Here is a 22,172-nt window from a genome sequence, read left to right as displayed (position 1 = left end):
TTGTCGAAACTACCAAGGTTGCACGCCCGATGTGACGCCTTGACGACCTGAAGCGCGGTCGCCGTCGACGGCATTATCGTCGAAGAGTCCGGGGGTTTGGCGTTGCATCCAGTCCGTCAGGGTCCGCAGATTGTTCCGAATATCCGTACGATCGGGCGCGATCGCGACCGCGCGCCGCAGCAACTGCAAGGCTCCGTCCGTATCGCCGAGCATCGCACGCGCCGTCGCAAGATTGTTCAGCAACGCCGGATCGTCGGGCGCCTGCCTGAGCGCCGCGCTGAAACGCTGCGCGGCGGCCTGCGCATCGCCGGCCGCCAGGGCCGCGCGCCCGGCATCGATGAGCTGACCCACCGCCGATTGATCGCTCGGCGCGTCATTGCCGCCCCATGGCACCTCGGTGAGACGCGCATCGGCATCCGCCGTCGGCGTCTGCGCATCGGCGACACACGCGCCGGCGACGCCCAGCATCCCCACCATCCATAGCGCCGCGATACGCTTCAAGACGCGCGCGTCCACGCTCAATTCTGCGGATACGGCGTGACGACCGGCGTCGGCGGCAACAGCGGCGCGCCTGCCTGACGCGAAAACGCATACCGCATATAGACCGACGCATACCACTGCCGATAGTCACTCGCGTTATCGACGCCGCCCACGCCGCCGACGAACAACTGCGGCGCAAGCTGATACTCGACGACGCCCAGCAGGTTGTACCGCACCCCCGTCTTCGACTGACTCGGCAACGTGGCCGTCAGCCCCGGGTTATCCGCGACGGACGCGGCCGCCGCCTGCTCTGCGCCCGCCTGATCCTGCGCATTGTTCGGGAAATACGGCGTCGAATCCTCGTTGAAATGCTGGACGCCAAGCGACCCGTTGACGCGATACGTGAGATCGCCCGTGCGTCCGTAGTAGTCGAACGGAATGTTCAACGCGACATAGGTCTGCGGACTGAAATACCCGCCCTGTCCCACCGTAAAGCCGCTCAGATTCTTGTTGTACCCGAAGAACATCGCGTTGACGCCCGCCGTGAACGATTCGTCGATCGCGTTGATCAGGTGCGTATAGAACCCGCCGCCGCCTTCGGCGCGCGTATTGGTCTCGACGTCATTGCCGTTCAGATAGTTGAACGACCCATACACATACGCGCCGTTCGTGCCGTCATCCCAGCCGATCTGCGCACGCGCGCCGCTGCTCATGACGCCGCCCCACCACGTGCCCGAACGCGCGTCGTATGCGCCCGCGTACGACAACAGGCTGTCCGTCACGGGCTGGCGCGTCGCGGCAAGCTGATACGACACGAGATCGTTGACCGCCCCGTGATACGTGATGTCGCCCGTAATGTTCGTGTAATGGAAGCCGAGCGGCGTCGAACCCACGTCGAGCGCCCACGACCGCGACTGATACCCGATCGACAAACCGGTCCCCGTCGCGCTCTGCGAGCCCACCGCGACCGCCTGCGTCGGACTCGCGAGACCCGTGCCGAACTGGCTTCGCGTGTAGATCGTCGTATCGGGCGTCCCCGCGTCGAGATAGACGGGCGTCGCGCGAATCACGACATGCCCGTCGCCTGTGCTCACGCGTCCTTCGATCGGCGCCTCGATGTCGGTCAGCGACGACAGCCCCGTCGTGCCGTCGCGATTGCGGAAGCTCAATCCCCCGCCGACCGTGCTCGCCTGCTCGCGATTGATCTGATCGAGCTCGTCCTGCACGCTGACCGGCGTATTCGGCGGCGGCGCGCCGATCTGTATCCGGCTCGGACTCGTATCGGGCAAGGCCGACGCAATGGCCGCGTTCGCCGACGACGCCGTCGAAAGACTCGGCGCGGGCGCCTGCTGCTGCATATAGACGGGCTGTTGCGGCGCATACCCCGGCGCGGCCTGCTGGGGATACCCCTGCTGCGCATACGCTTGCTGAGGATACGGTTGCGGCGCAGGCGCGCCGTAGCCTTGCTGCGGATACGGCGCCGCATAACCCTGTTGCGGATAGCCTCCATACGCGGGCTGCGCATAGCCCGGCTGAACATACCCCGCCTGCGGATACCCGGGCTGCGCATACCCTTGCTGCGCATATTGCGCATAGGCCTGGGCAGGCTGCGCCGTCTTCTTGCTCTTCGCGGTCTTCGTCGATTTGGCCGTGCTCGACGGCGCGGCCGCGTTCGGCACGGGCTGAGCCGGCGCATAGTATCCGGGCGCCCCCTGCGCGGGCCACGGCGCGGGTTGCGGCACATATCCCGGCGCGTACCCTTGTGCATACCCCGGTTGCGGATATCCGGCCTGCGCATAACCGGGCCCATACCCCGGCGCATATCCTGGCTGCTGAGGCACGGCCGGATACGCGGGCACGGGCACGTAGCCCTGCGCCTGTTGCTGCGCATACGCCTGCTGAGCCGGCGTCGGCGGCGCGACGACTTGCGGCGCGCTCGGCACCGGCACCATCGGTTGCGCATATGCCGCCGCATTCGGCTGATTCACGCCGCCCCACGGCTGCGCGGGCTGCGCCTGCTGTCCCGGGTTCGGATAGGTCTGCGCGGCGGGCGCGCGTATCTGTGACTGCGACGGATACACGGTCCCCGCCTGCACTTGCGACGCCACGCCCGCGGGCACCTGCGGCGCCTGGGTATACGCGGCCGGCTGGTTCGGATACGCCTGATAGTTCGCCGCTTGATCCCCCTGCCCGCCGGCAGAGCCCGCGCCTCCGTCACCCGGCGCCGCCTCGCCCCCGCCCGAATCGGACGCCCCATTCGCATCGGGCCCATATCCGGCCGACGGCACCGTCAGCGACGAGCGCGGCCCCAGCGTGTTGTACTGCCCCGGCGACGGCGTCACGTACGGCGCGGGCGGAGCAGGCGGCGGTGTGTAAGGCATGGTCTGTGTCGGATAAGGGGCCGTCGAATACGGCGCAACGGCCGGCGCCTGCGCGGGCATCTGCGAATAGCCATACGCGCCGCCGCCCGCGGCGGACGGCGCGCTTTGCGTCGTCGCGCTCATATCGGGGCCGCGTATGCCGATGAACGGATTGAGCACGGGCGCCGTGCCCCCGCTCAACGATGCGTCCCATCCGCGGCCGACAAGCCGCAGATCGAGCGGACCGTTGACGCCGCCGACGGGCGCGTTCTCCGCAATCAACGATCGCCGGAAATACTCGGCCGCGAGCACATTGCGACCCTGCGCGTGATACAGACGTCCGCCCGTCGCGAGCACGCGCGGATTGTCCGGCGCGATCTGCAACGCGTTCTGCATCAATCGGTTCGCGGTCGGCCAGTCGTGATTCGCCGTGCCCGCGCCGACCGCGGACATCAGCGTATTCAGATCGTTGGGCCGCACATCGAGCGACCGTTCGAAGCATTTGAGCGCTTGCCCGGGCTGTCCCGCCGACGCATACATGCGGCCGAGCGCGCTCTGCAGTTCGGGGTCGTCGGGACGCACGGCGAGCGCGGGCGAGATCGCTTCGAACGCATCGGCAAGATCGCCCTTCACGCGCAACGCGTCGGCGCGCCGCAACGCGACGGCCATATTGATGTTGCTGAGCCCCTGACGCTGCTCGGCCGACAACGGCATCGAAGCGAGACGCTGGAGCACCGACACGAGCTCGGTCTCCTGTTGCGTCGACAACAACACGCCCGCGTATTGAAGCAACAACCCCGCATCGGGCCGCGACGATCGCGCGAGCACGGCGCGCATGAGCGCGAGCGCATGTCCGGTGTCGCCGATCTTCGCGTACGCGCTCGCCAGCGTCGAGATGAGTTCCGGATCGTTGCCCGCGACCGGCTCGGCGTTCGCGAGCGTCGCGCGCGCCGCGCCGATCTGGCCGCGATCCGCGAGCGCGGCCGCACTGTCCGCCTGCGCATGCACCCAGAGCCGATGCTGAAGCGTCGTCATATCGCCCGTGCGCTGCGCGGGCGGAATCCGCTGCAACAGCAGGAGGCCGCTGTTCCAGTCCTGCGTCTCGGCCGCGAGCAACGCGGCCGCGTAAAGCACATCGGGCGAATCGGGATGCGCGGCGAGCAGCCCGTCCATCAGACTCCGCGCGCTGCCCGTCGCGCCCAGCTTCACGTAGATGCGCCCGAGATCGAGCCGCATCCACGGATTCTCGGGGTCGTTGAGCAACGCGTCCTCGAGCAGGCTGCGCGCCGTGCCGAGATCGCCGCGCGCCTCGGCATTGCGCGCATCGGCCTGTTCGGCCTGCGCCTTGAGCTTGCTGATGCCGCCGACTTTCTCGCGCTGCTCCTCGGTCAATTGATCGGCGAACTGCATCGCCTCCTGCCCGCGCCCCTGCGCGGCCAGCGCGCCGACGAGACCGCGTATCGCATCGGGATTGTCGGCCTGACGCCGCAACACCATCCGGTATGCGGCCTCGGCGGCGCGCGGATCGCCCGCGCTCAGCAACGTATCGCCGAGCAGATTCTGCGCGGTCACCTCGCTCGGATCGACCGTGATGGCCTTCTCGAACATCGACTTCGCCTGCTCGATCTCGCCGTTGCTCCGCGCGCCGAGGCCCGCGCTGACGTCGTCCCAATACGTCGCGCTCTTGAGCGCATCGCGCCATCGCCCCGGATTGCCCGCCTGCATCGCGCGTTCGAGATAGCGCCGCGCTTCGCCGAACTTCTCCTGCTTGAGCCGCACGACACCCATGCCGCCGAGCGCGTCGCCGTCGTTCGGCGTGGTCTTGAGCACGCTCTGGAAACGCGCCTCGGCCGTCGCGAGATCGTTGTCTTGCGCGGCGTCGAATCCCTCGGCGACCGCGCGTCCGCGGGCGCTCTGCGCAGCGCCGATCGCGGCGCGTTCGCGCGCGGCGGCTTCCTGCGCGGCAAGCGCGTCGTACCGTGCCTTGACCGCCGCGTCGTTCGGGTTCGTCTGCAGATACGCCTGATACAGCGGCTCGTCCGAAGCGCGGCCGCCGAGCCAGAGCAAGGCCTGACGCCAGCTCGTGCGCGCGGTCTGGCCGACGTCGGGCGAGCCCGCGAGCTTCGCCAACTGCGCGATGCCCTCGCGGCGCGTCGCTTCGCGATACGTCAAATGCTGCGCGAGCGCGAGCGCATAGCGCGGGTCGTCGGGATGCGCCTTCGCGAGCGCCTCCATGCCGCGACGCGCCTCGTCATAGCCCGCGGGCGTCGCACCCAGCGACTGGTAATACTCGAGCGCGAGCTCGGGCGACACCGCGCCGCCTTTTGCGATCGCGTCCTGGTAACGCTGCACCGCGGCCTGTGCCTGGCCCTGTCCGGCAAGCCGCCGCGCCTGATCGATCGCGGACGAACGCGGCGTGCTCTCGCCGAGACGGCTCGCGAGATCGTCGATACGCGGATCGTTCGGCGACGCGTCGCGCAATTGCAGCAGATACTCCTGCGCCTCGGGCATCTGCTTGCGATCGGCTTCGACGACGCCCATGCCGTAGAGCGCATCGGGCTGCTTCGGATCGATGCGCAGCACCTTGCGCCACGCCTGCTCGGCGAGATCGCCGCGCTGGTGGTTCTGCCAGTATTTGCCCTGCGCGATCAGCACGGCGAGCGCGTCGCCCTGCTCGGCCGCGTATGTCGGCGTGAACCCGCCGCACGTCTGCAGCGCCGCGTAGAGCGCGACGATCAGCGTGCGTTGTCGGACTGGCATGCTGCCTCCCAGCGCGGCTCGAGCCGCCCTTGAACATCGAATCGATACCGCTGTTCGAACGCCCCGGTTCCGAACAGCGCCAACGCGCGGTCGTAATAGCGCGCCTGCGCGAAATCGCTCGCGAGATGCTGCTGCGCGGCCGCGATGCCGCGTGCATCGCTGAACGCGTTGAAATACGGCAGCAACGCGGCCCAGAAACCCACGGGCGCCGTACCGCTGACGACACCCGTCAAGGTCGCGACGCGCTCGGGCAACGCGGCCGTCGCATCGAACGCGGCACGCATGCCGCCGAGTATCGCGAGCTGCCGCGCGCCGAGCGGATCGCCGCGCGCGGTCAACGCGGCCCACAGATACGTGCGGATCGCGTCATAGCTGCCCGCGTCGCCCGCGACCGGATCGACGACATAGCCCTGTCCCACGCGAAACGCGGCCCAGTCGGGCGCATAACCGCGCGGCGAGACGATCCGCATCATCTCGGTCGCATTCGTCGCGATCGCGGTCCACGGTCCCTGCGGATCCTCGAGCGCAAGGCGCCGCAACACGAACGCCGGCGTATAGCTCGGATTGACCCGCGCCACGCCGTTCTGATAGAACCCGCTCGATCCCGGCAACAGCATCGTCCCGACACCCGGCAATGCCACCGTCTCGTTCGCGCGGATCTGGCTCATCAGCGCGAGCGCGGTCCGCGTATATCCGCTCTCGCGCCACAGACGTCCTGCTTCGAGCAAGTCATACGCGAGCCAGAGATCCGAATCGGACGCCGAGTTCGGATCGACGACCCCGTCGTTTCCGTCGTCGCGACGACCCCACTGCCATGCGGGCAGATGCGCGCCGTCGGGACCGAACACGCCGCCCGCGAGATTGCGCCGCGTCCAGTCGAGCGCGCGGTCGAACGTCGCGCGATCGTTCGCGACGAGCGCGAAGAACATCGCATACGACTGTCCCTCCGATGTCGATTGCCGCCGCTTCGTATCGACGTCGAGCGCGCGCCCGTCGTTCTGCATGACCTTCGCGAGCCACGCGTCGTATTGCGGCCACGCGCACGGCGCGGCATGCGCCGCGCCCGACAGTCCCGCGATCGCGCCGGCCATCGCGAGCGCAACCCTGCGCAGTCCGGCGCGCACATCGACACACCGCTGGACACGCGCCTCGATGCGCGGCTCGACATGCCCCTCGATACACCGATCGCCTCGCACCTCGACGCGCGCCGCGGCATGCGCGTCGAGACGCGCGCATGCGCACGCGGCCGCGCGATGCAGCCTCATGCGTCATCCTTCAAACGCCGGATCGCAATACCACGCAAGGTCCGGTACATCAGCGCCGCGAGCAGCACGGCAGCGAGCGCGCCGCAGATGACGAGCATCCACGGGTGCTCGGACATCGCCCAACGCAGATACTGGATCGGCGGGAGCTGGCCGACGTAATAGATCTCGCCGTTCGAGACGGGCGTGATCGTCTTGCCGTGGATCACGTCGAGACCGCCCTGAATCTGGCTCACGAGGTCCGGGTCCATCAACGCGCGCGTGATGTCGTACGACGTATTCGCATCGGACATCACGATCGCGACGACACTGCGTTCCGAACGCAGCGGCGATTCGAATCCCATCATGAGCGCGCCGCTGTTGTCGTTGATCAGCGAGAGATCGCCGCGCTTGACCGCATGCGCCTCGTGTCCGGCGCCGCGCCACCAATCGACGAGACGGAACGCGATGTCCGACACCGGGAACGTGCTCGCCTGCCCCGTGCGCGAGAACGGCATATGCGATTTCCACTTCTCGAACAAGGGCTGATTCGCGGGCGCGCCGATCACGATGAGGTCCTTGTCGGCGTCGGCATCGACGGACTCCGCATGCGTGACGTTCACACCCGACACGGGGTATCCCGTCGAATCGCCCATGCGCCCCATGAGCGCGAAATACATGCTGTAGTCGAGCGCGCCCGCGTGATCGGGCAGCACGACCGCGGTCTGGGACAAATCGGCCATCCGCGTGAACGGAAAACCGCTCGTCGAGAACGCGGCGAGATCGGGCAGCGCCATATAGTGCGGATACGACGACAGATCGATCGTCGAACCCGGATCGATCGCGCCCTCGACGTTATCGACATACGTGCCCTGGCACTCGCCCGTCTTCGGAATCTCGTAGTAGAAGTGAAACCGCAACTGTGCCTGCGACGCGAGCAGATGCGGCGGCACATAGACGGTGCGGCGCGCGGTCGTCGACGGATCCGGCAGAAAGCGGCTCACCCACCGGCTCAAATCCGATCCGACGGCCGTTTGTGCGGGAATCCGGATCGCCTGCACGAAGTCGTTGTTGACGCTGATGTTGAGCGACGACTTGTCGGCCACGGGACGCGGCGTATAGCGGTAGCGCAGGTCGATCGGCACGCCGCGGCTATGCCAGCCGAACAGGTCCGGCGCGACGCGCACGGTCACGCGGACCGCGTCGGCGCCATAGCCCGTGACGCTCAGATCGCGCGCCGGCGCGAGTTCGCCGAATCGCACGGGCCGGTCGCTCGGCACCCAGTTCGGCGCGTCGTAAGGCTCGCGCGGCTTGAGATCGTCGAGTTGCGTGACGACGGCGGTCGGTCCGGACAGCGTCGCCTGCCCGATGCCGAGCACGGTCGCGGCCGTCTTGAGTTCCGCATCGTCGCGGCCCAGCACGAGCAGCAGCTTGCCGCGCACATCCCCGGGCCGATCGATGATCGACAACGTCGGCCCCGTGATGGGCGGAATGTCGACATTGGCCGGTTTCGCGGACGCGGTCGCGAAGACGACCGCGTTGCCCGTCGGCGGCAATTGATCGAGGAACGCGGGGAACAGCGCGCCGCGATACCCCGCGAGCGATCCGAAGTGCGACGCGACGATGCCCGCCGCTTCGAGCAGTCCCGGATCGGGTTGCCCGGGCATCACGATCGGCAATTCGAGCCGGCGTACATCGCGCCGATCGAAAAACGGCAACGGCAGTTGCGCGAGATCGGCGCGCGTCGGCAGCGACTGGAACGTCAGATGCAACGCGCTCTCGTTGCTGATGGTCGCCCATAACGCACTGCTCGCGGGGTCTTCGCACCCCTTCGTGTAGTGCCCGACGAGCTGGATATTCACGTGATTGAATTCGGTCAGCAGACGCGGCTCGACGGGAACGTCGCGTTCGAGCAGCATGCCGCCCTGTGTCTTCGGCAACGGCAGCGTCGCGGCCGGTTCGCCGTTGACGATGACTTTCAGATGCGAGATGTCGGGCAGCAGCGACGGCGAATAGCTGTAGATCAGATGCAGCGTCGCGGCCGTGACGACCTCGTCGGCACGCACCGAAAACGGCACGCCGCTTTGGCCTTCGACGCCGCGCAACTGCAACGGGTCGAGCGCGCCGAGCTGCTTGAACGTGAGGACCGCCTGACGGCCGCCCGAGGGCGTGTTCGCATCGTCGCGCGTGGTCGGCACGCGATCGCTGACGAGACGCGAGCCGTCGGGCACGGGCGTCGCGAACATCGGCAGCGGCGTCGCGTTCGGATCGAACGGCCGCGCATCGCCGGGCGGCGGCACCGGCGGCGCGAGCGGCGCAGTCGATGTATCGGTGCCGAGGATCGCGGCGGGTGTGCTCGATAGACTCGGCACGCCCGGCGCGCTCGCCACGCGCGACGTGGCCGCCTTGCGCACGGCCGGCGCGGCCTGTTCGGGATCGGGCGCATTGCCCGATGCCGGCGTCGCGGCCTGTGCGATCGACAGCACGCCGAGCCCCGCGAGCACGCAGGCGATGGCGCGCGCGCCGAGCCTGTGCCGCCGACGCGCCATCCCCCCGTGCCCCATCACGCGTGCGTCGCTCATCGTGAGCTTCCGGTGTCGAGTTTGCTTTTGTCGGATGCGCGCGATGTGCGCCTGCCGATCTTGGACACGTCGGTCCAGATATGCCCGAACAGCTGGACCATGCCGCCCATGCCGACGCGCAGCACGTGCCAGAGTCCGCGCAACGGCGTATCGGGCTTGCGGTCCTTGGCCCAGTCCGTCCATGCATCGGCGCGCGAGAACGTGCTCTGCACGAAATCGAGTTCCTGCTGCGGCGTCAACGTCGTGAAGCGCACGCCGACCCGCTCGCTTTGCGAGAACACGATGACCGCGGGAAACACGAACTCTTCGTCGCCGCGAAACAGCGAGACGTGGACCTCCTCATGCAGCGGAATCGTGATGCCCGGCGGAATGCGGATCGCGACGCCGCCTTCGGAGTAGTCGATCGTCTCGCACGCGAGCGTGCGGCCGTTCGCGAAGCGCAGCATCGCGCGGATCGTCATCATCACGCGATGGTTGTCGCGGACTTGCCGGACCTCGCTCGCGGCCGCGACGCTCGCGCCGAGAATCATCATGTTGTACGAGGTCCAGGCCAGGTTCATCAAGGTCGTGCCCGAATCCTGGCGACCCGCGATGAACAGATGCGTCGCGCCGACCGCGAAGCCCGCGAGATTCAACGCGAGCAGGATCAGGTACGGCCGCGAGATGTGCCAGTCGAAATACCCTTCCTCGATGCGTCCGCCCTTGGCCGTCACATTGAATTTGCCGAGCTTCGGATTGATCAGCGCCATCAGCGTCGGCGCCGTGATGTACGACGCAAGCACCGATTCGTAGACCTCGGCCCAGAACGAATGACGGAATTTGTTCTGCATGCGTGAGTTCGTGATGTTCGCGTGGAACATATGGGGCAACGCATAGGCGGCGATCAGCCACGCGGACGCCTGGATCACGTGCGCGCCGAAGAACAGGTACGTGAGCGGCGCGGTCAGGAACACGAGCCGCGGAATGCCGTAGAGGAAGTGCAGCATCGCGTTCAGATAACAGAGCCGTTGCCCGAGATTGAGGCCCTTGCCGGTCAGCGGATTGTCGGTCCGGAAGATCTGCGTCATGCCGCGCGCCCAACGGATGCGCTGACCGATATGCCCCGACAGACTCTCGGTCGCGAGTCCGGCGGCCTGCGCGATCGCGAGATAGGCGGTCGAGTAGCCGCGCCGATGCAGTTTGAGCGCCGTATGCGCGTCTTCGGTCACGGTCTCGATCGCGATGCCGCCGATCTCCATGACGGGCGCGCGGCGCAAGACCGCGCACGAGCCGCAGAAGAACGTCGCGTTCCAGAGATCGTTGCCGTCCTGCACGAGGCCGTAGAACAACTCGCCCTCGTTCGGCACCTTGCGGAACGTGCCGAGATTCTTCTCGAACGGATCGGCCGAGAAGAAGTGATGCGGCATCTGGAGCATCGCGAGCTTGTGATCGCGAAGGAACCAGCCGAGCGTGATCTGCAGGAACGAGCGCGTGGGAATGTGATCGCAATCGAAAATCGCGAGATATTCGCCGTCGGTGATCTTCAGCGCCTCGTTGATATTGCCGGCCTTCGCGTGACGGTTGTGGCTGCGGATCGTCCAGTTGACGCCGACCTGCTCGCAAAAGGCCTTGAATTCGGGCCGGCGGCCGTCGTCGAGCACATGGATGCGGAGTTTGTCGGCCGGATAGTCGAGCGCGATCGCTGCATAGACGGTCGGTTTGACGACCGCGAGCGGCTCGTTGTACGTCGGGATGAACACATCGATCGTGGGCCACGCGTTTCGATCGGAGGGCAGCGGAACCGGTTTGCGGCGCAGCGGCCATGCGGTCTGGAAATAGCCGAGCATGAGCACGAGGAACGTATAGCACTCGGCGCTCACGAGGATGATGCCGCAGAGCGCGTCGAACGGCCGCTCCCAATGCGTCGTCTCGGTCAGGCGCCAGAACATATAGCGGCTCGATACGATCATCGAGAGCGCCATCATGACGAGCGTCGCGATATGGCTGCGCTGTCTGCGCATGAAGATCGCGAGCAGCCAGAACGCGATCGAGAGCCCGACCTGTGCCTCGAATTCGAGCGGCACGACGATGACGAAATAACAGAGCACGACGCACAGCGCGATGACGGCCCATCGCAAAGGCGCCAGCGCGAACACGATCCCGGCGCTCAAGCGCATCAATGCGGTATCGGAGCGGCTTCTGCGCTCGCCCGGGTCGATATCGCCGGCGAGATCGACCGGTATGCGTTCCGCGTCGTAGTTGACGTCGCTCATGAAACCGTCCTGTCTGTCTGGTTGCCAGCTAGATCGATACGCACCCCGCCGCGCGCGGCCCCTGCGCGCGAACCCCACGCATGCCGATACGACCCGTGCGCCCCCCGTCGTCGGTATGCGTCGAACCCTCCAACCCTCAGGCCCGATTCACGGCTTCGCGCGCGTCCGGACGCGCGGCCGCTTCGAACGTCTGCATCAGCCATTGCGCGCAGCCCTTGAGATCCTGCGTCGCCTGGCAATGCGGGTCGTAGCGATTGACCGTCGTGTCGTACGCGAGCGCTTCGCTGACGCCCTGGTCGAGATGAATCAGCCCCGGATACACCTGATGGCCCAACACGTTTCGCAAGACACGCACGACATCCTTCGTGAGCTGCCGCCCTTGATCGACCTGGTTCATCACGTAACCCACGCCGCGAAATCCGGCACGCGGCAGCGCATACGTCGCGACGAGCCGGTCCATCACCGGGATCGTCGCGTACGACGCCGCATCGGCGAGCACGACGTTGACGGCGAAATCGCAATACGACAGCGCGGCTTTCAGATAGATCGTCGGTCCCGGTGGCGTATCGATCATGAGCAGATCGTCCTCGCCGAGATGCAGGGCTTCGAGTCCGTTGCGCAGCCATGCGGGGTCGTCGTCGACGACACGTTCGAACGTCGCCCGGTCGTCTTCATTGAGCGCGCCGTAGGGCAGCACGCCGACGTCGCCCGAACCGTTCTGCAAGGCCGTCACCCAACGCTCGCCCGCGAGCGTCGCGCGCGAGATGCCGTCGATCAATTCGAGCGGAATGCCGAAGTGGAATCGCAGCGCGTTCTGGGGATCGAGATCGAGCACGATCACGCGCCGGCCCTGTTCGGCAAGCAGCGACGCAAGACTCGCGCAAACCGTGGTCTTGCCGACGCCGCCCTTGGCCGACACGATCGCGATCGTCCTCATGAGCGCTCCCGCTTGCCGTCGCGCCGGCCGTGCACGAGGCGGCCGAAGACCGAGCCCAGATCGCGCGCGCCTTCCGCGCGCGCGGACGTTTCCGGCTCGGCGGGCCGCGCGAACAGCTTGCCGAGTATCGAGCCTGAGGGGATCGGACTCGGCTCCGTGCTCATGACGCCGCGACGGTCCGGCTCGACACCCGTGATCGGCGAGGCCGACGGTTTGAAGTGATTGACGGGCACGACGGGCGGCGCGAAATCGACCGCGTCGGGCGCGCGCCGCTTCGATGTTTGAGGCGTGACGACGGGCGGAAAATCCGTCGCTCCGCGCGCGGCCTGGGCCTGCGACGCATCGGCATGGACAGGGCCCGTGCGCACGCGAAACGCGGGCGCCGATTCGCGCATGAACGGCAAGGGCTCGGGACGCGGCGCGGGCGCGCGCGGCGGTGAAAACGCCGACGCGGGCGCGGCCGACATCTCGGGCATCGGCGTGCCGATCGATTGAACACTGGATTGCCCACTCGGCTGCACGCTCGCTTGCAGACCCCATGGCAAGCTCCGCGCGCCGGCATCCGGACTCGCCCCTCCACTCGCCCGCGTGCCGACGCCGGTGTCGTTCGCGCTCGACGGCAGGCGACGCAACGCGTCCGGCAGTTCGGTACGCGCCAGCGGCCCGGAGACCGGCGGCGATGCGTGTCCGCGCGCGGATCCCGGTTCCGGGACTTCGGGCACATCGCCCGCTTCGTTCAGCGCGAGCGACGACAAGAGCGGCCAGCGCGAACGCGCCTCGCCCGCCTGATCGTCGCGCGCGACTTCCTGATACTGCTGCGGCGTGCCGTCAAATTTGCCGAACAGGTTCTGAATATCTTCTGAAGTGCTCATGGCCGCCCTCCAGTGAGCGCAACGGTTTACCGCGCAAGCTGAAATTCGTAATACGTCTTCGCCACGCCGCCGACATCGATCGCCGGCGGCGGCTCGACCTGCCGCAATGCAAGCTGGTCTCCCGCGCCCAGATCGGCGAACCATCGCTGATAGACGCCTTCGAGAAACGCGCTGGCCCAGACCGCGCCGTTCGCGCCGAATGCGCCTTCGAGCGGCGCGCAGAAATGGCGCACGCTCAGATGTTCGGACAGGTCGGCGATTTCGGCCCAGCCCCAATCGAGCGCGGCCCAGACGCGATTGAGCGCAAGCTCGACGTCGTCGAGCGTCGCGCACGGACCGAGCGGCTTCGCGCGCGCGAACCGCGCGCCGATGCGCGACATCAAGGCGCGCAGTTCGGGCACGCCGAGCTGTGTGTCGAATTCATCGGCAAGTGCGCGAAGCATGTCGCGCCACTGCGCACTCACCTGACGCTCGCCGTAATAGGCAAGGATCCCTTCGATTTGCGACATACCGTCCTGGTCGATGAATGAGTTCACCTTCGATCCGAAAACATGACGGACACCAAATCAACGCATGCCGGAGACGTTTAGCGCTTTAGATTGTGCGCAATCTAACGGAAATCCGCAGTCCGCAATGTTATGTGCTGCCTCGCCGGTATTCTGGAATAGATATGTGCCGAAGCAAAACAAAAAATGTGCGGCGCGTTCTCGCGTACGCGCGTCTGGATATCGCGTTTCAAGCGAGCGTTCGATTAAAAGATCCGGCTCCAACGGCAAGCCTTACCGGCCTTGCAATGACGCAACGATCCGGGCGTGAAGAATTTTCTCAAGCGATCGATCGATCGCGAAGCGTTTCACTCAAAAGCGCTTAGGAAAAAATCAATTGATGGCGCGCGGCAAGCGACATCGGATCGGCATCGCTTCGAAACGCGCGCATTCAAACATTCGTATTAAACAAAATGTTTGCACGCGAATGAATAGGCATCGTGATCGTCACATGGAACGAAGCACGGCGGCACAACGCATGCGAACAGGCGAGCGAAAGACATCGACGATCGGGGATTCAGGCAAGGGACCGCTGGGATGGCGCTTAGCGACGCCGGCGATCATGTCAGGCGCCGCGAACGGCGATTCGACATCCATGGATACCGGTGCATCTGCGAAGCGCGAACGCATCGCGCTCGCGCTCGCGCTTGAACTTGAACTTGAACCCGCACGCACTCGCACACGCGGGCATTGATTGCCGCGTATGCGACGTAGGGCCGACGCTTTGGCGGCTTACTGCGGCTGAGGCAACCCGTCGGGCAACAGCCGGTCGACGGCTTCGATGAAGTGTTCGACCGGCGCCGCGCCGCGCAGCGCGATCGCCTTGCCCGGCACGCTGTCGGTCGCGGCGCGCGACACGACCGCGAACGGCACGCCCGTGATGCCGACTTCACCCGCGAGACGTTCGTCCTCGATGACGGCCTCCGTATAGCGGCCTTCGTTGAGCGCCGCTTCGAGCGACTCGGGATCGAGCCCGCACGTCGCCGCGATATCGAGCAGCACGTCGACGTCGCCGACATCGAGTCCATCCTCGAAGAACGCCTTGAAGATCGCGCGATGCACGACATCGAAGCGTCCCTCGTCGCGCGCGAACAGCGCGGTCTCGAACGCCTTGCGGCTGCGCGGCTGCACCGGCGGCACGCGCATCGTCACCTCGCGCTCCTCGGCCATCGGCAGCACCGAATAGGCCCAGTTGCGGTGAAGCTCCTCGGAATCGGGATCGAGCAGCGGCGCGGGCTCGGGCCGCAGCTCGAACGCATGCCAGCGAAACTCGACCGCGTCGCCGTAGGCGGCGCGGAACTGATCGAGCACGGGGACTTCAAGAAAGCAGAACGGACAGACGTAGTCGCTCCAGACGTCGATATATAGCGACGGGGTATTGGGCATCGAAGGGGCTCACTCAAAAACGGCGCCCTCGATCGGGGCGCCGGTACGCAAACGCCGATATGGTACGCGAGCGCGGCCGAGGCCGCTCGGAACGCGCGATCGGCATCCATCCCCTCGCCGCGACATCGGCGCGACCTCGGCGCGTTCAGTCGCGCCTCGCGCCGGCCACGTTATCGCACCCTTATCGCCCTCATCGCCCCTGTCTCAGTCCCTCCCCCCGCGCACTCAGACCAACGCCGACGCCGATTCAAACGTCACCGCCTGCCCCGAGCGCTGCGATTCGCGCAGCGCGATGCCGATCCGCGTCGCCTCGAGCGCATCGTGGAGCGTGAGCGGCACGGGTTCGTCGCCCCGAACCGCATCGACGAACACCTGCGCCTCGCGCACGAAGGCGTCGGCGAAGCGCTCGTAGAACGTCGGCGTGCATTCGTTCGAGAGACCGTGCGCATCAGCGATCTCGACACGGTTCATGCGCGGATTACGGCCCACGAGCAACGCGCCGGCCGTGCCGATGACCTCGGTCGAGGTGTCGTGACCGTGCGCCATCGTGCGCGACGCATAGAACACCGCGAGCTTGCCCCCCTCGAACTCGACAACCCCGACGCCGTTGTCGACGTCGTTCGATTCGGCGAGGCCCGGATGCAGCGCGATCGTGCCGGTCGCATAGGCGCGCACCGGTTTCGGGTTGCCGAGCAGCCAGCGCGCGAGATCGATATCGTGCACGCTGCAGTCGAGAAAGATCCCGCCCGAGGTCGGCGCGAAGCGCACGAAAAAGCCGTCGGGATCGTTCTTGTCGCAGGTCTGCGAACGGACCATGAACGGCTTGCCGATGCGTCCCGCGCGGATCTTCTCGAACGCGTCGCGATAGCTGGGATCGAAACGCCGCACGAAGCCGATCATCGCCTTCAGACGCGGATGCTGCTTCGCCTCGGCGACGACGCGCTCGCACGCATCGAGTTCGAGCGACAGCGGCTTTTCGCAAAACACATGCTTACCCGCGCGCAACGCCGCGATGATCTGGTCGGCATGCAGCGACGTCGGCGTCACGAGAAACACCGCGTCGACCTCGGGATCGGCAAGCATCGCGTCATACGTCTCGTAGAGCCGTCCGATGCCGAGCGCATCGCGCGCGGCGCGCCGTTCGTCGGCAAGCGGCGAACACGCGGCAACGAGATGCGCGCCCGATACGCGCGTGGCGAGGTTTTCGGCGTGCCGGCGACCGAGCCGGCCGAAGCCGACGATGCCGAGCCGGACGAGATCGCCCGTCGAAAAACTGTTCATACCGTCTCCCCCTATTGCGCGGCCGCGCCGACGGCCGCGAGCACATCGGTCAGCTTGCCGTCGTGCGCGTCGCCGAGATGCACGGGCTTGCGTTCGCGCAGCGATTTCGCGGCGGCTTCGGCGAGAACGAGCGCGGCGAGACCGTCGTTGACGCTCGTGCGCGCGGGTTTGCCCGTTGCGACGACCTCGAAGAAATGCGCCATTTCGAGCGCATACGCGGCGCGATAGCGTTCGAGGAAGAAGGCCTCGGGCAGATCCGTGCCGACCGCCTTGCGGCCGTAGGCGGTCACTTCCGTGGGGCGGACGTTGCCGGCCTGCAGCATGCCCTCGCTGCCCATGACCTCGAACCGCTGGTCATAACCGTATGCGGCGCGCCGCGACGTATTGATCTGGCATACGCGTCCCTGCCGCGTCGTGATCGTAACGGCCGTCGTATCGATGTCGCCGGCCTCGGCGATCGCCGGATCGGTCAGGCAACTGCCGCTCGCATAGACCGTCTGCGCCTCGTCGTCGAGGATCCATCGGAAGATGTCGAAATCATGGATCAGCATGTCCTTGAAGATGCCGCCCGAGCGCCGGATGTAGTCGACGGGCGGCGCGCCCGGATCGCGGCTCGTGACGACGAGCACTTCGGGCGTGCCGATCTCGCCCGCGTCGATACGCGCCTTGACGGCCGCGAACGTCGGATCGTAGCGGCGCTGAAAGCCGATCAGGCATCGCACGCCCGCGCGATCGACAGCCTGTGCGCATGCGCGCGCGCGATCGATCGCGAGATCGACGGGTTTTTCGCAAAAGATATGCTTGCCCGCGGCCGCGGCCTGCAGGATCAGGTCCGCATGTGTGTCAGTGCTCGATCCGATGACGACCGCCTTGACGGCCGGATCGTCGAAGACCGCGCGCGCATCGGCGACGCGCGCGCCGTGTTTCGACGCGAGATCTTCGGCGAACACCGGATTCACGTCGACGACGTATTTGAGCGACGCGCCCGGCTGCCGCACGAGATTGCCCGCATGGATCTTGCCGATACGTCCCGCGCCGAACAATGCCACCTCGACTGCTGAGTCACTCATCGTAGCCTCCTGGGTCCTTGATCTCTTCGGGCGCCAGCTCGAGCCGGTACGCGAGCGCCACGAACAGCGCCTGGCACAGACAGACCGTGCTGGTCAGTGAACGGAACGCGAACGCGCTGCCTTCCTTGACGGTCAGCAACGCGCTCGCATAGCGCGCGAGCGGCGACAACTGACTGTCCGTGATCACGATCGCCTGCGCGCCGTGCATATGCGCGACGCGCAAACACGCCTGCGTCTCCTTGCCGTACGGCGTGAAGCTGATCGCGATCACGATGTCGTGCTTGCGGATGCTGCGGATCTGCTCGTGCACCATGCCGCCGAAACCCGAGACGAGATGCACGCGCTTGGCCGTGTGCTGCAGCGCATAGCTGATATAGCTCGCGACGCTGAACGAACGCCGCACGCCGATCACATAGATGTTTTCCGCCTTGACGAGCAGATTGACCGCGGCCTCGAACTGCGCGTCATCGAAGCCTTGTTCAAGCTCGTCGAGTCCCGAGCGGCTCGCCGCGATGAACTCGCGCGCGAGCGCGCCGCCCGACAACTTGCCGGGCTTGCCGTCGATCAGCTTGCGAATGCGCTGCTGATAACTCTGCGTCGGCGCCGATTGTTCGGCGAACGCCTGGCGAAACACGGCCTGGAAATCCGAAAAGCCCGCGAAACCGAAACGCTGCGCGAAGCGTACGACCGCCGACGGATGCACGCCGCATTCTTCGGCGATGTCGCTCGTGCGATCGACCATCACGCTGCCGCGATTCTGCTCGACGTACTTCGCGACATTCCTGAGCTGGCGCGGCAGGGTCTCGAACTCGTCCGCGATGCGCCGCATCAGCGCTTCGACGGCCGCGGACGTGCGTTCTTGTTCGGCAGTCTGTCCCGCGGCGCCCGCCGTCTGCTGCTCCATCCCGCTCCTCCGTATCCGTTCCGAGCCCATCGCCGGTGTGTCGCCAGTATAGGCAAGCCGCATCAAAATGGAATGAATTTTCCATTCCGCAGTGCAATGCAATTTTTTTTGCAAAACGCGATATCGTGCACTACGCTGGTTGGGCACTCGGACGGGTCCTTGCGATCGGACCGCGTGAAGCACACGGACGAAACACAACAATAGGTGGAGACATGAGACATTCGACTGGCAGCAAGCACTGGCACACGATGTTGAAATCGGCCATCGGCGCCGCATGCGTGAGCGTCGCGGCGCTCGCGGGCGGCCTCGCGGCCGGGGCGGCGCAGGCCGCCGACGCGCATTTCGTTCTGATCAGCCACGCGCCCGACTCCGACTCGTGGTGGAACACGATCAAGAACGCGATCAAGCAGGCCGACGAGGATTTCAACGTCGAGACCGACTATCGCAATCCGCCCAACGGCGATATCGCCGACATGTCGCGCCTGATCGAGCAGGCGGCCGCGCACAACTACGACGGCGTCATCGTCACGATCGCCGACTTCGACGTGCTCAAGGGCTCGATCGGCAAGGTCACGGCAAAGCACATTCCGCTCGTGACGATCAATTCGGGGACCGAAGAGCAAAGCGCGCAGCTCGGCGCGATGATGCACGTCGGCCAGCCTGAATATGCGGCGGGCAAGGCGGCGGGCCTCAAGGCGAAGGCCGCGGGCGTGACGTCGTTTCTCTGCGTGAACCACTATGCGACGAACCCGGCCTCGTTCGAACGCTGCCGCGGTTTCGCCGACGCGATCGGCGCCGACTTCAAGGCATCGACGCTCGACGCGGGCACCGATCCGACCGGCATCCAGACGAAGGTCAGCGCGTATCTGCACAACCATCCCGACGTCAAAGGCATCCTGACGCTCGGACCGACCTCGGCCTCGCCGACGATCAAGGCGCTTCAGCAAAGCGGCCAGGCCGGCAAGATCTGGTTCGCGACATTCGACTTTTCGGATGACATCGCCAAGGCGATCCAGGACGGCACGATCCAGTTCGCGATCGACCAGCAGCCCTATCTGCAGGGCTATATTCCGGTCGCCGTGCTCGCGATCGCGAAGAAAGACCATACGACCGACGTCAACAAGATCCGCACGGAACTGCAGGCCAACGAGAAGTTCAAGGCGCGGCTCGCGGCGTATGGCCTCGAACCCGTCTATGGCCCGAAGAACATCGGCTCGGGTCCGGGCTTCATCACGAAGGACAACATCGACAAGGTCGTCAAGTTCGCGGGGCAATACCGTTGAACGCTCGCGTTCGAACGACGTGAGGCCGACATGACGTCGACGTGAAGTCAGCGTGAAGCCCACGTGAGGTCGAAGTGAAGCCGAGTCCGACCGGGCGGCGCGCACGCCGCCCTTTCGTATCACGCCGGATGCGTGCCGGCGCCGCGCACGCGTACTGCTGCCGGACCCGCCTCACGCGTATCGGATAGAGGAGAAGTCATGGGCGTTCTATCGCATCGCGCACGCCACGCGCACGAACCGGCCGACACCGCCAAGGCCGCCGAAGCCGACGCACCCGCGGGATCCCCCGCCGTAGCCAAGACCGGCAGGGACGACGAACGGCTGCGCGGCGAAACCTGGTTCAGCAGCGTGCTCGGACGCCCCGAATTCGCCTCGATCTCGGGCGCCGTGCTCGTGTTCATCGTGTTCGCGTTCGCCGCGGGCGGATCGGGCATGTTCAATCTCGACGGCATCATGAACTGGTCGCAGGTCGCGGCCTATCTGGGCTTGCTTGCGGTCGGCGCATGCCTGCTGATGATCGCCGGGGAATTCGATCTCTCGATCGGCTCGATGATCGGCTTCGCCGGCATGATGGTCGCGATCCCGTCGGTCTACTGGCACTGGCCGATCTCGCTCGCGATCCTCTTCGCGTTCGCGGGCTCGATGGCGCTCGGCGCGCTCAACGGCTATCTCGTGATCAAGACGCGGCTGCCGTCGTTCATCGTGACGCTCGCGTTCCTGTTCATCCTGCGCGGCCTCACGCTCGCGCTCTCGGTGCTGTTCTCGGACCGCACGATCATCTCGGGCGTCGGCGATATCGCGGCCGCCGATCCCGTCGCGAATCTGCTGTTCAAGGGCGTCGCGTTTCATGCGCTGTTTCAGTGGCTCGCGCACGTCGGACTCGTCAAGCTGCTCGACAGCGGCGAGCCGCTCGTGCCCGGCATCCCGAAGGTGTTGCTCTGGTGGGCGCTGCTCGCGGTTTGCGGCGCGTTCACGCTCGCGAAGACGCGCTTCGGCAACTGGATCTTCGCGGTCGGCGGCGATCCGATCGCGGCCAAGAACGTCGGCGTGCCCGTGCGCCGCGTCAAGATCACGCTGTTCGTGCTGACGGCGTTCTGCGCGTGCCTGTTCGCCGTGCTGCAGGTCTGCGATATCGGCTCGGCCGCGGCCGATCGCGGGCTGCTCAAGGAATTCGAAGCGATCATCGCGGCGGTCATCGGCGGCGCGCTGCTCACGGGCGGCTACGGCTCGGTCGTCGGCGCCTGTTTCGGCGCGCTGATCTTCGGCGTCGTGCAAATCGGCATCACATACACGAACGTCGATTCCGACTGGTTCGGCGTGTTCCTCGGTGTGATGCTGCTGCTTGCCGTGATCTTCAACAACTACATCCGCCGCCGCGTCGCGGAATCGAAATAAGGGAGGCGACGATGAGCACTGCGCAAGCGAACGACGACGCGATCCTGCATCTCGACCAGGTCAGCAAATACTTCGGCAAGGTCATCGCGCTCAAGGACGTCACGCTCAAGCTGCGGCGCGGCGAGGTCCACTGTCTGCTCGGCGACAACGGCGCCGGCAAGTCGACGCTGATCAAGACGCTCGCGGGCGTCTGGTCGCCGAACGAAGGACGATATCTCGTCGACGGCAAACCCGTGCACTTCGAGTCGCCGAAGGATGCGCTCGACCTCGGCATCGCGACCGTCTACCAGGACCTCGCGCTCGTGCCCCTGCTGTCGGTCGCGCGCAATTTCTTCATGGGCCGCGAGCCGCAGAAAAAGCTGTTCGGCTTCATCAACGTGATGGATCTCGATCTCTGCGCGACGACCGCGCGCGCCAAGCTCGCCGAAATGGGCATCCACGTGCGCGACCCGCATCAGGCGATCGGCACGATGAGCGGCGGCGAACGTCAATGTCTCGCGATCGCGCGCGCGATCCACTTCGGCGCGCGCGTGCTGATTCTCGACGAACCGACCGCGGCGCTCGGCGTCAAGCAAAGCTTCAACGTGCTCAAGCTGATCCACCTTGCGCGCGCGAAAGGCATCTCGGTCATCTTCATCACGCACAACGTGCATCACGCCTATCCGATCGGCGACACGTTCACGCTGCTCAATCGCGGCCGCTCGATGGGCAGCTTCGCCAAGCACGAGATCAGCAAGAACGAAGTGCTCGACATGATGGCCGGCGGAGCCGAGATGCAGAAGCTCATCGGCGAGCTCGACGACATCACGGTCTAGCGAACCACG

16 protein-coding genes are annotated in these 22,172 nt (G+C 66.2%); 4 read left to right on the top strand and 12 right to left on the bottom strand.

Features of this window, described 5'->3' with window-relative positions; all coding sequences use genetic code 11:
• Positions 1–9 precede the first annotated feature (9 nt).
• The 8 genes from D7S86_RS22675 to bcsD all read right to left on the bottom strand — a co-directional run bounded on the left by D7S86_RS22675 (position 10) and on the right by bcsD (position 14,020).
• Positions 10–468, bottom strand: coding sequence for a tetratricopeptide repeat protein (locus tag D7S86_RS22675; RefSeq protein ID WP_158602054.1), 459 nt, complete (start codon positions 466–468; stop codon positions 10–12).
• 50 nt (positions 469–518) lie between these two features.
• Positions 519–5,600: a cellulose synthase subunit BcsC-related outer membrane protein gene (locus D7S86_RS22670; protein WP_121089616.1), complete on the bottom strand. Its 5,082-nt coding sequence runs from the start codon at positions 5,598–5,600 to the stop codon at positions 519–521.
• A complete protein-coding gene (gene bcsZ, locus D7S86_RS22665; protein WP_121089768.1) occupies positions 5,576–6,691 on the bottom strand; it encodes a cellulose synthase complex periplasmic endoglucanase BcsZ in 1,116 nt (371 codons plus the stop codon). The genes D7S86_RS22670 and bcsZ overlap by 25 nt, the downstream gene beginning before the upstream one ends.
• Positions 6,692–6,861: 170 nt before the next feature.
• Positions 6,862–9,423, bottom strand: coding sequence for a cellulose biosynthesis cyclic di-GMP-binding regulatory protein BcsB (gene bcsB, locus D7S86_RS22660; RefSeq protein ID WP_240648357.1), 2,562 nt, complete (start codon positions 9,421–9,423; stop codon positions 6,862–6,864).
• Positions 9,420–11,675 carry a UDP-forming cellulose synthase catalytic subunit gene (gene bcsA / locus D7S86_RS22655; RefSeq protein ID WP_240648356.1) on the bottom strand — a complete coding sequence of 752 codons (2,256 nt, stop codon included), beginning with the start codon at positions 11,673–11,675 and terminating at the stop codon, positions 9,420–9,422. The genes bcsB and bcsA overlap by 4 nt, the downstream gene beginning before the upstream one ends.
• A gap of 136 nt (positions 11,676–11,811) precedes the next feature.
• Positions 11,812–12,612 carry a cellulose biosynthesis protein BcsQ gene (bcsQ, locus tag D7S86_RS22650; protein WP_121089612.1) on the bottom strand — a complete coding sequence of 267 codons (801 nt, stop codon included), beginning with the start codon at positions 12,610–12,612 and terminating at the stop codon, positions 11,812–11,814.
• Positions 12,609–13,484 (bottom strand): cellulose biosynthesis protein BcsP, encoded by an 876-nt coding sequence (gene bcsP, locus D7S86_RS22645; protein ID WP_121089610.1) that lies wholly within the window; start codon positions 13,482–13,484, stop codon positions 12,609–12,611. The genes bcsQ and bcsP overlap by 4 nt, the downstream gene beginning before the upstream one ends.
• 26 nt (positions 13,485–13,510) lie before the next feature.
• Complete coding sequence (gene bcsD, locus D7S86_RS22640) at positions 13,511–14,020, bottom strand: cellulose biosynthesis protein BcsD (RefSeq protein WP_240648355.1); 510 nt, start codon at positions 14,018–14,020, stop codon at positions 13,511–13,513.
• Between the two features lie 349 nt (positions 14,021–14,369).
• Here bcsD and D7S86_RS29265 point away from each other — a divergent pair, with 349 nt between their 5' ends.
• Positions 14,370–14,723 (top strand): hypothetical protein, encoded by a 354-nt coding sequence (locus D7S86_RS29265; RefSeq protein ID WP_147432427.1) that lies wholly within the window; start codon positions 14,370–14,372, stop codon positions 14,721–14,723.
• A gap of 38 nt (positions 14,724–14,761) precedes the next feature.
• Here D7S86_RS29265 and D7S86_RS22635 read toward each other — a convergent pair whose 3' ends face one another.
• The 4 genes from D7S86_RS22635 to D7S86_RS22620 all read right to left on the bottom strand — a co-directional run bounded on the left by D7S86_RS22635 (position 14,762) and on the right by D7S86_RS22620 (position 18,670).
• On the bottom strand, positions 14,762–15,415 hold the full coding sequence (locus D7S86_RS22635; RefSeq protein WP_121089609.1) for a DsbA family oxidoreductase: 654 nt from the start codon (positions 15,413–15,415) through the stop codon (positions 14,762–14,764).
• A 225-nt stretch (positions 15,416–15,640) separates the two neighbouring features.
• Positions 15,641–16,696, bottom strand: coding sequence for a Gfo/Idh/MocA family oxidoreductase (locus D7S86_RS22630; RefSeq protein WP_121089607.1), 1,056 nt, complete (start codon positions 16,694–16,696; stop codon positions 15,641–15,643).
• An 11-nt stretch (positions 16,697–16,707) separates the two neighbouring features.
• Positions 16,708–17,766: an inositol 2-dehydrogenase gene (iolG, locus tag D7S86_RS22625; RefSeq protein WP_121089605.1), complete on the bottom strand. Its 1,059-nt coding sequence runs from the start codon at positions 17,764–17,766 to the stop codon at positions 16,708–16,710.
• Positions 17,759–18,670 carry a MurR/RpiR family transcriptional regulator gene (locus D7S86_RS22620; RefSeq protein ID WP_240648354.1) on the bottom strand — a complete coding sequence of 304 codons (912 nt, stop codon included), beginning with the start codon at positions 18,668–18,670 and terminating at the stop codon, positions 17,759–17,761. Before D7S86_RS22620 ends, iolG begins: the two co-directional genes overlap by 8 nt.
• 248 nt (positions 18,671–18,918) lie before the next feature.
• Between D7S86_RS22620 and D7S86_RS22615 the strand changes: the two genes are divergently transcribed.
• From D7S86_RS22615 to D7S86_RS22605, 3 genes are all read left to right on the top strand, one after another.
• Complete coding sequence (locus tag D7S86_RS22615; RefSeq protein ID WP_121089601.1) at positions 18,919–19,953, top strand: sugar ABC transporter substrate-binding protein; 1,035 nt, start codon at positions 18,919–18,921, stop codon at positions 19,951–19,953.
• 198 nt (positions 19,954–20,151) lie between these two features.
• Complete coding sequence (locus D7S86_RS22610) at positions 20,152–21,348, top strand: ABC transporter permease (RefSeq protein WP_121089599.1); 1,197 nt, start codon at positions 20,152–20,154, stop codon at positions 21,346–21,348.
• Positions 21,349–21,359: 11 nt separating this feature from the next.
• Complete coding sequence (locus D7S86_RS22605) at positions 21,360–22,163, top strand: ATP-binding cassette domain-containing protein (protein WP_121089597.1); 804 nt, start codon at positions 21,360–21,362, stop codon at positions 22,161–22,163.
• Positions 22,164–22,172 lie beyond the last annotated feature (9 nt).

Source organism: Pararobbsia silviterrae (genome assembly GCF_003628125.1).
Taxonomy (GTDB): domain Bacteria; phylum Pseudomonadota; class Gammaproteobacteria; order Burkholderiales; family Burkholderiaceae; genus Pararobbsia; species Pararobbsia silviterrae.
This window is presented reverse-complemented; position numbering and strand designations above follow the sequence as displayed.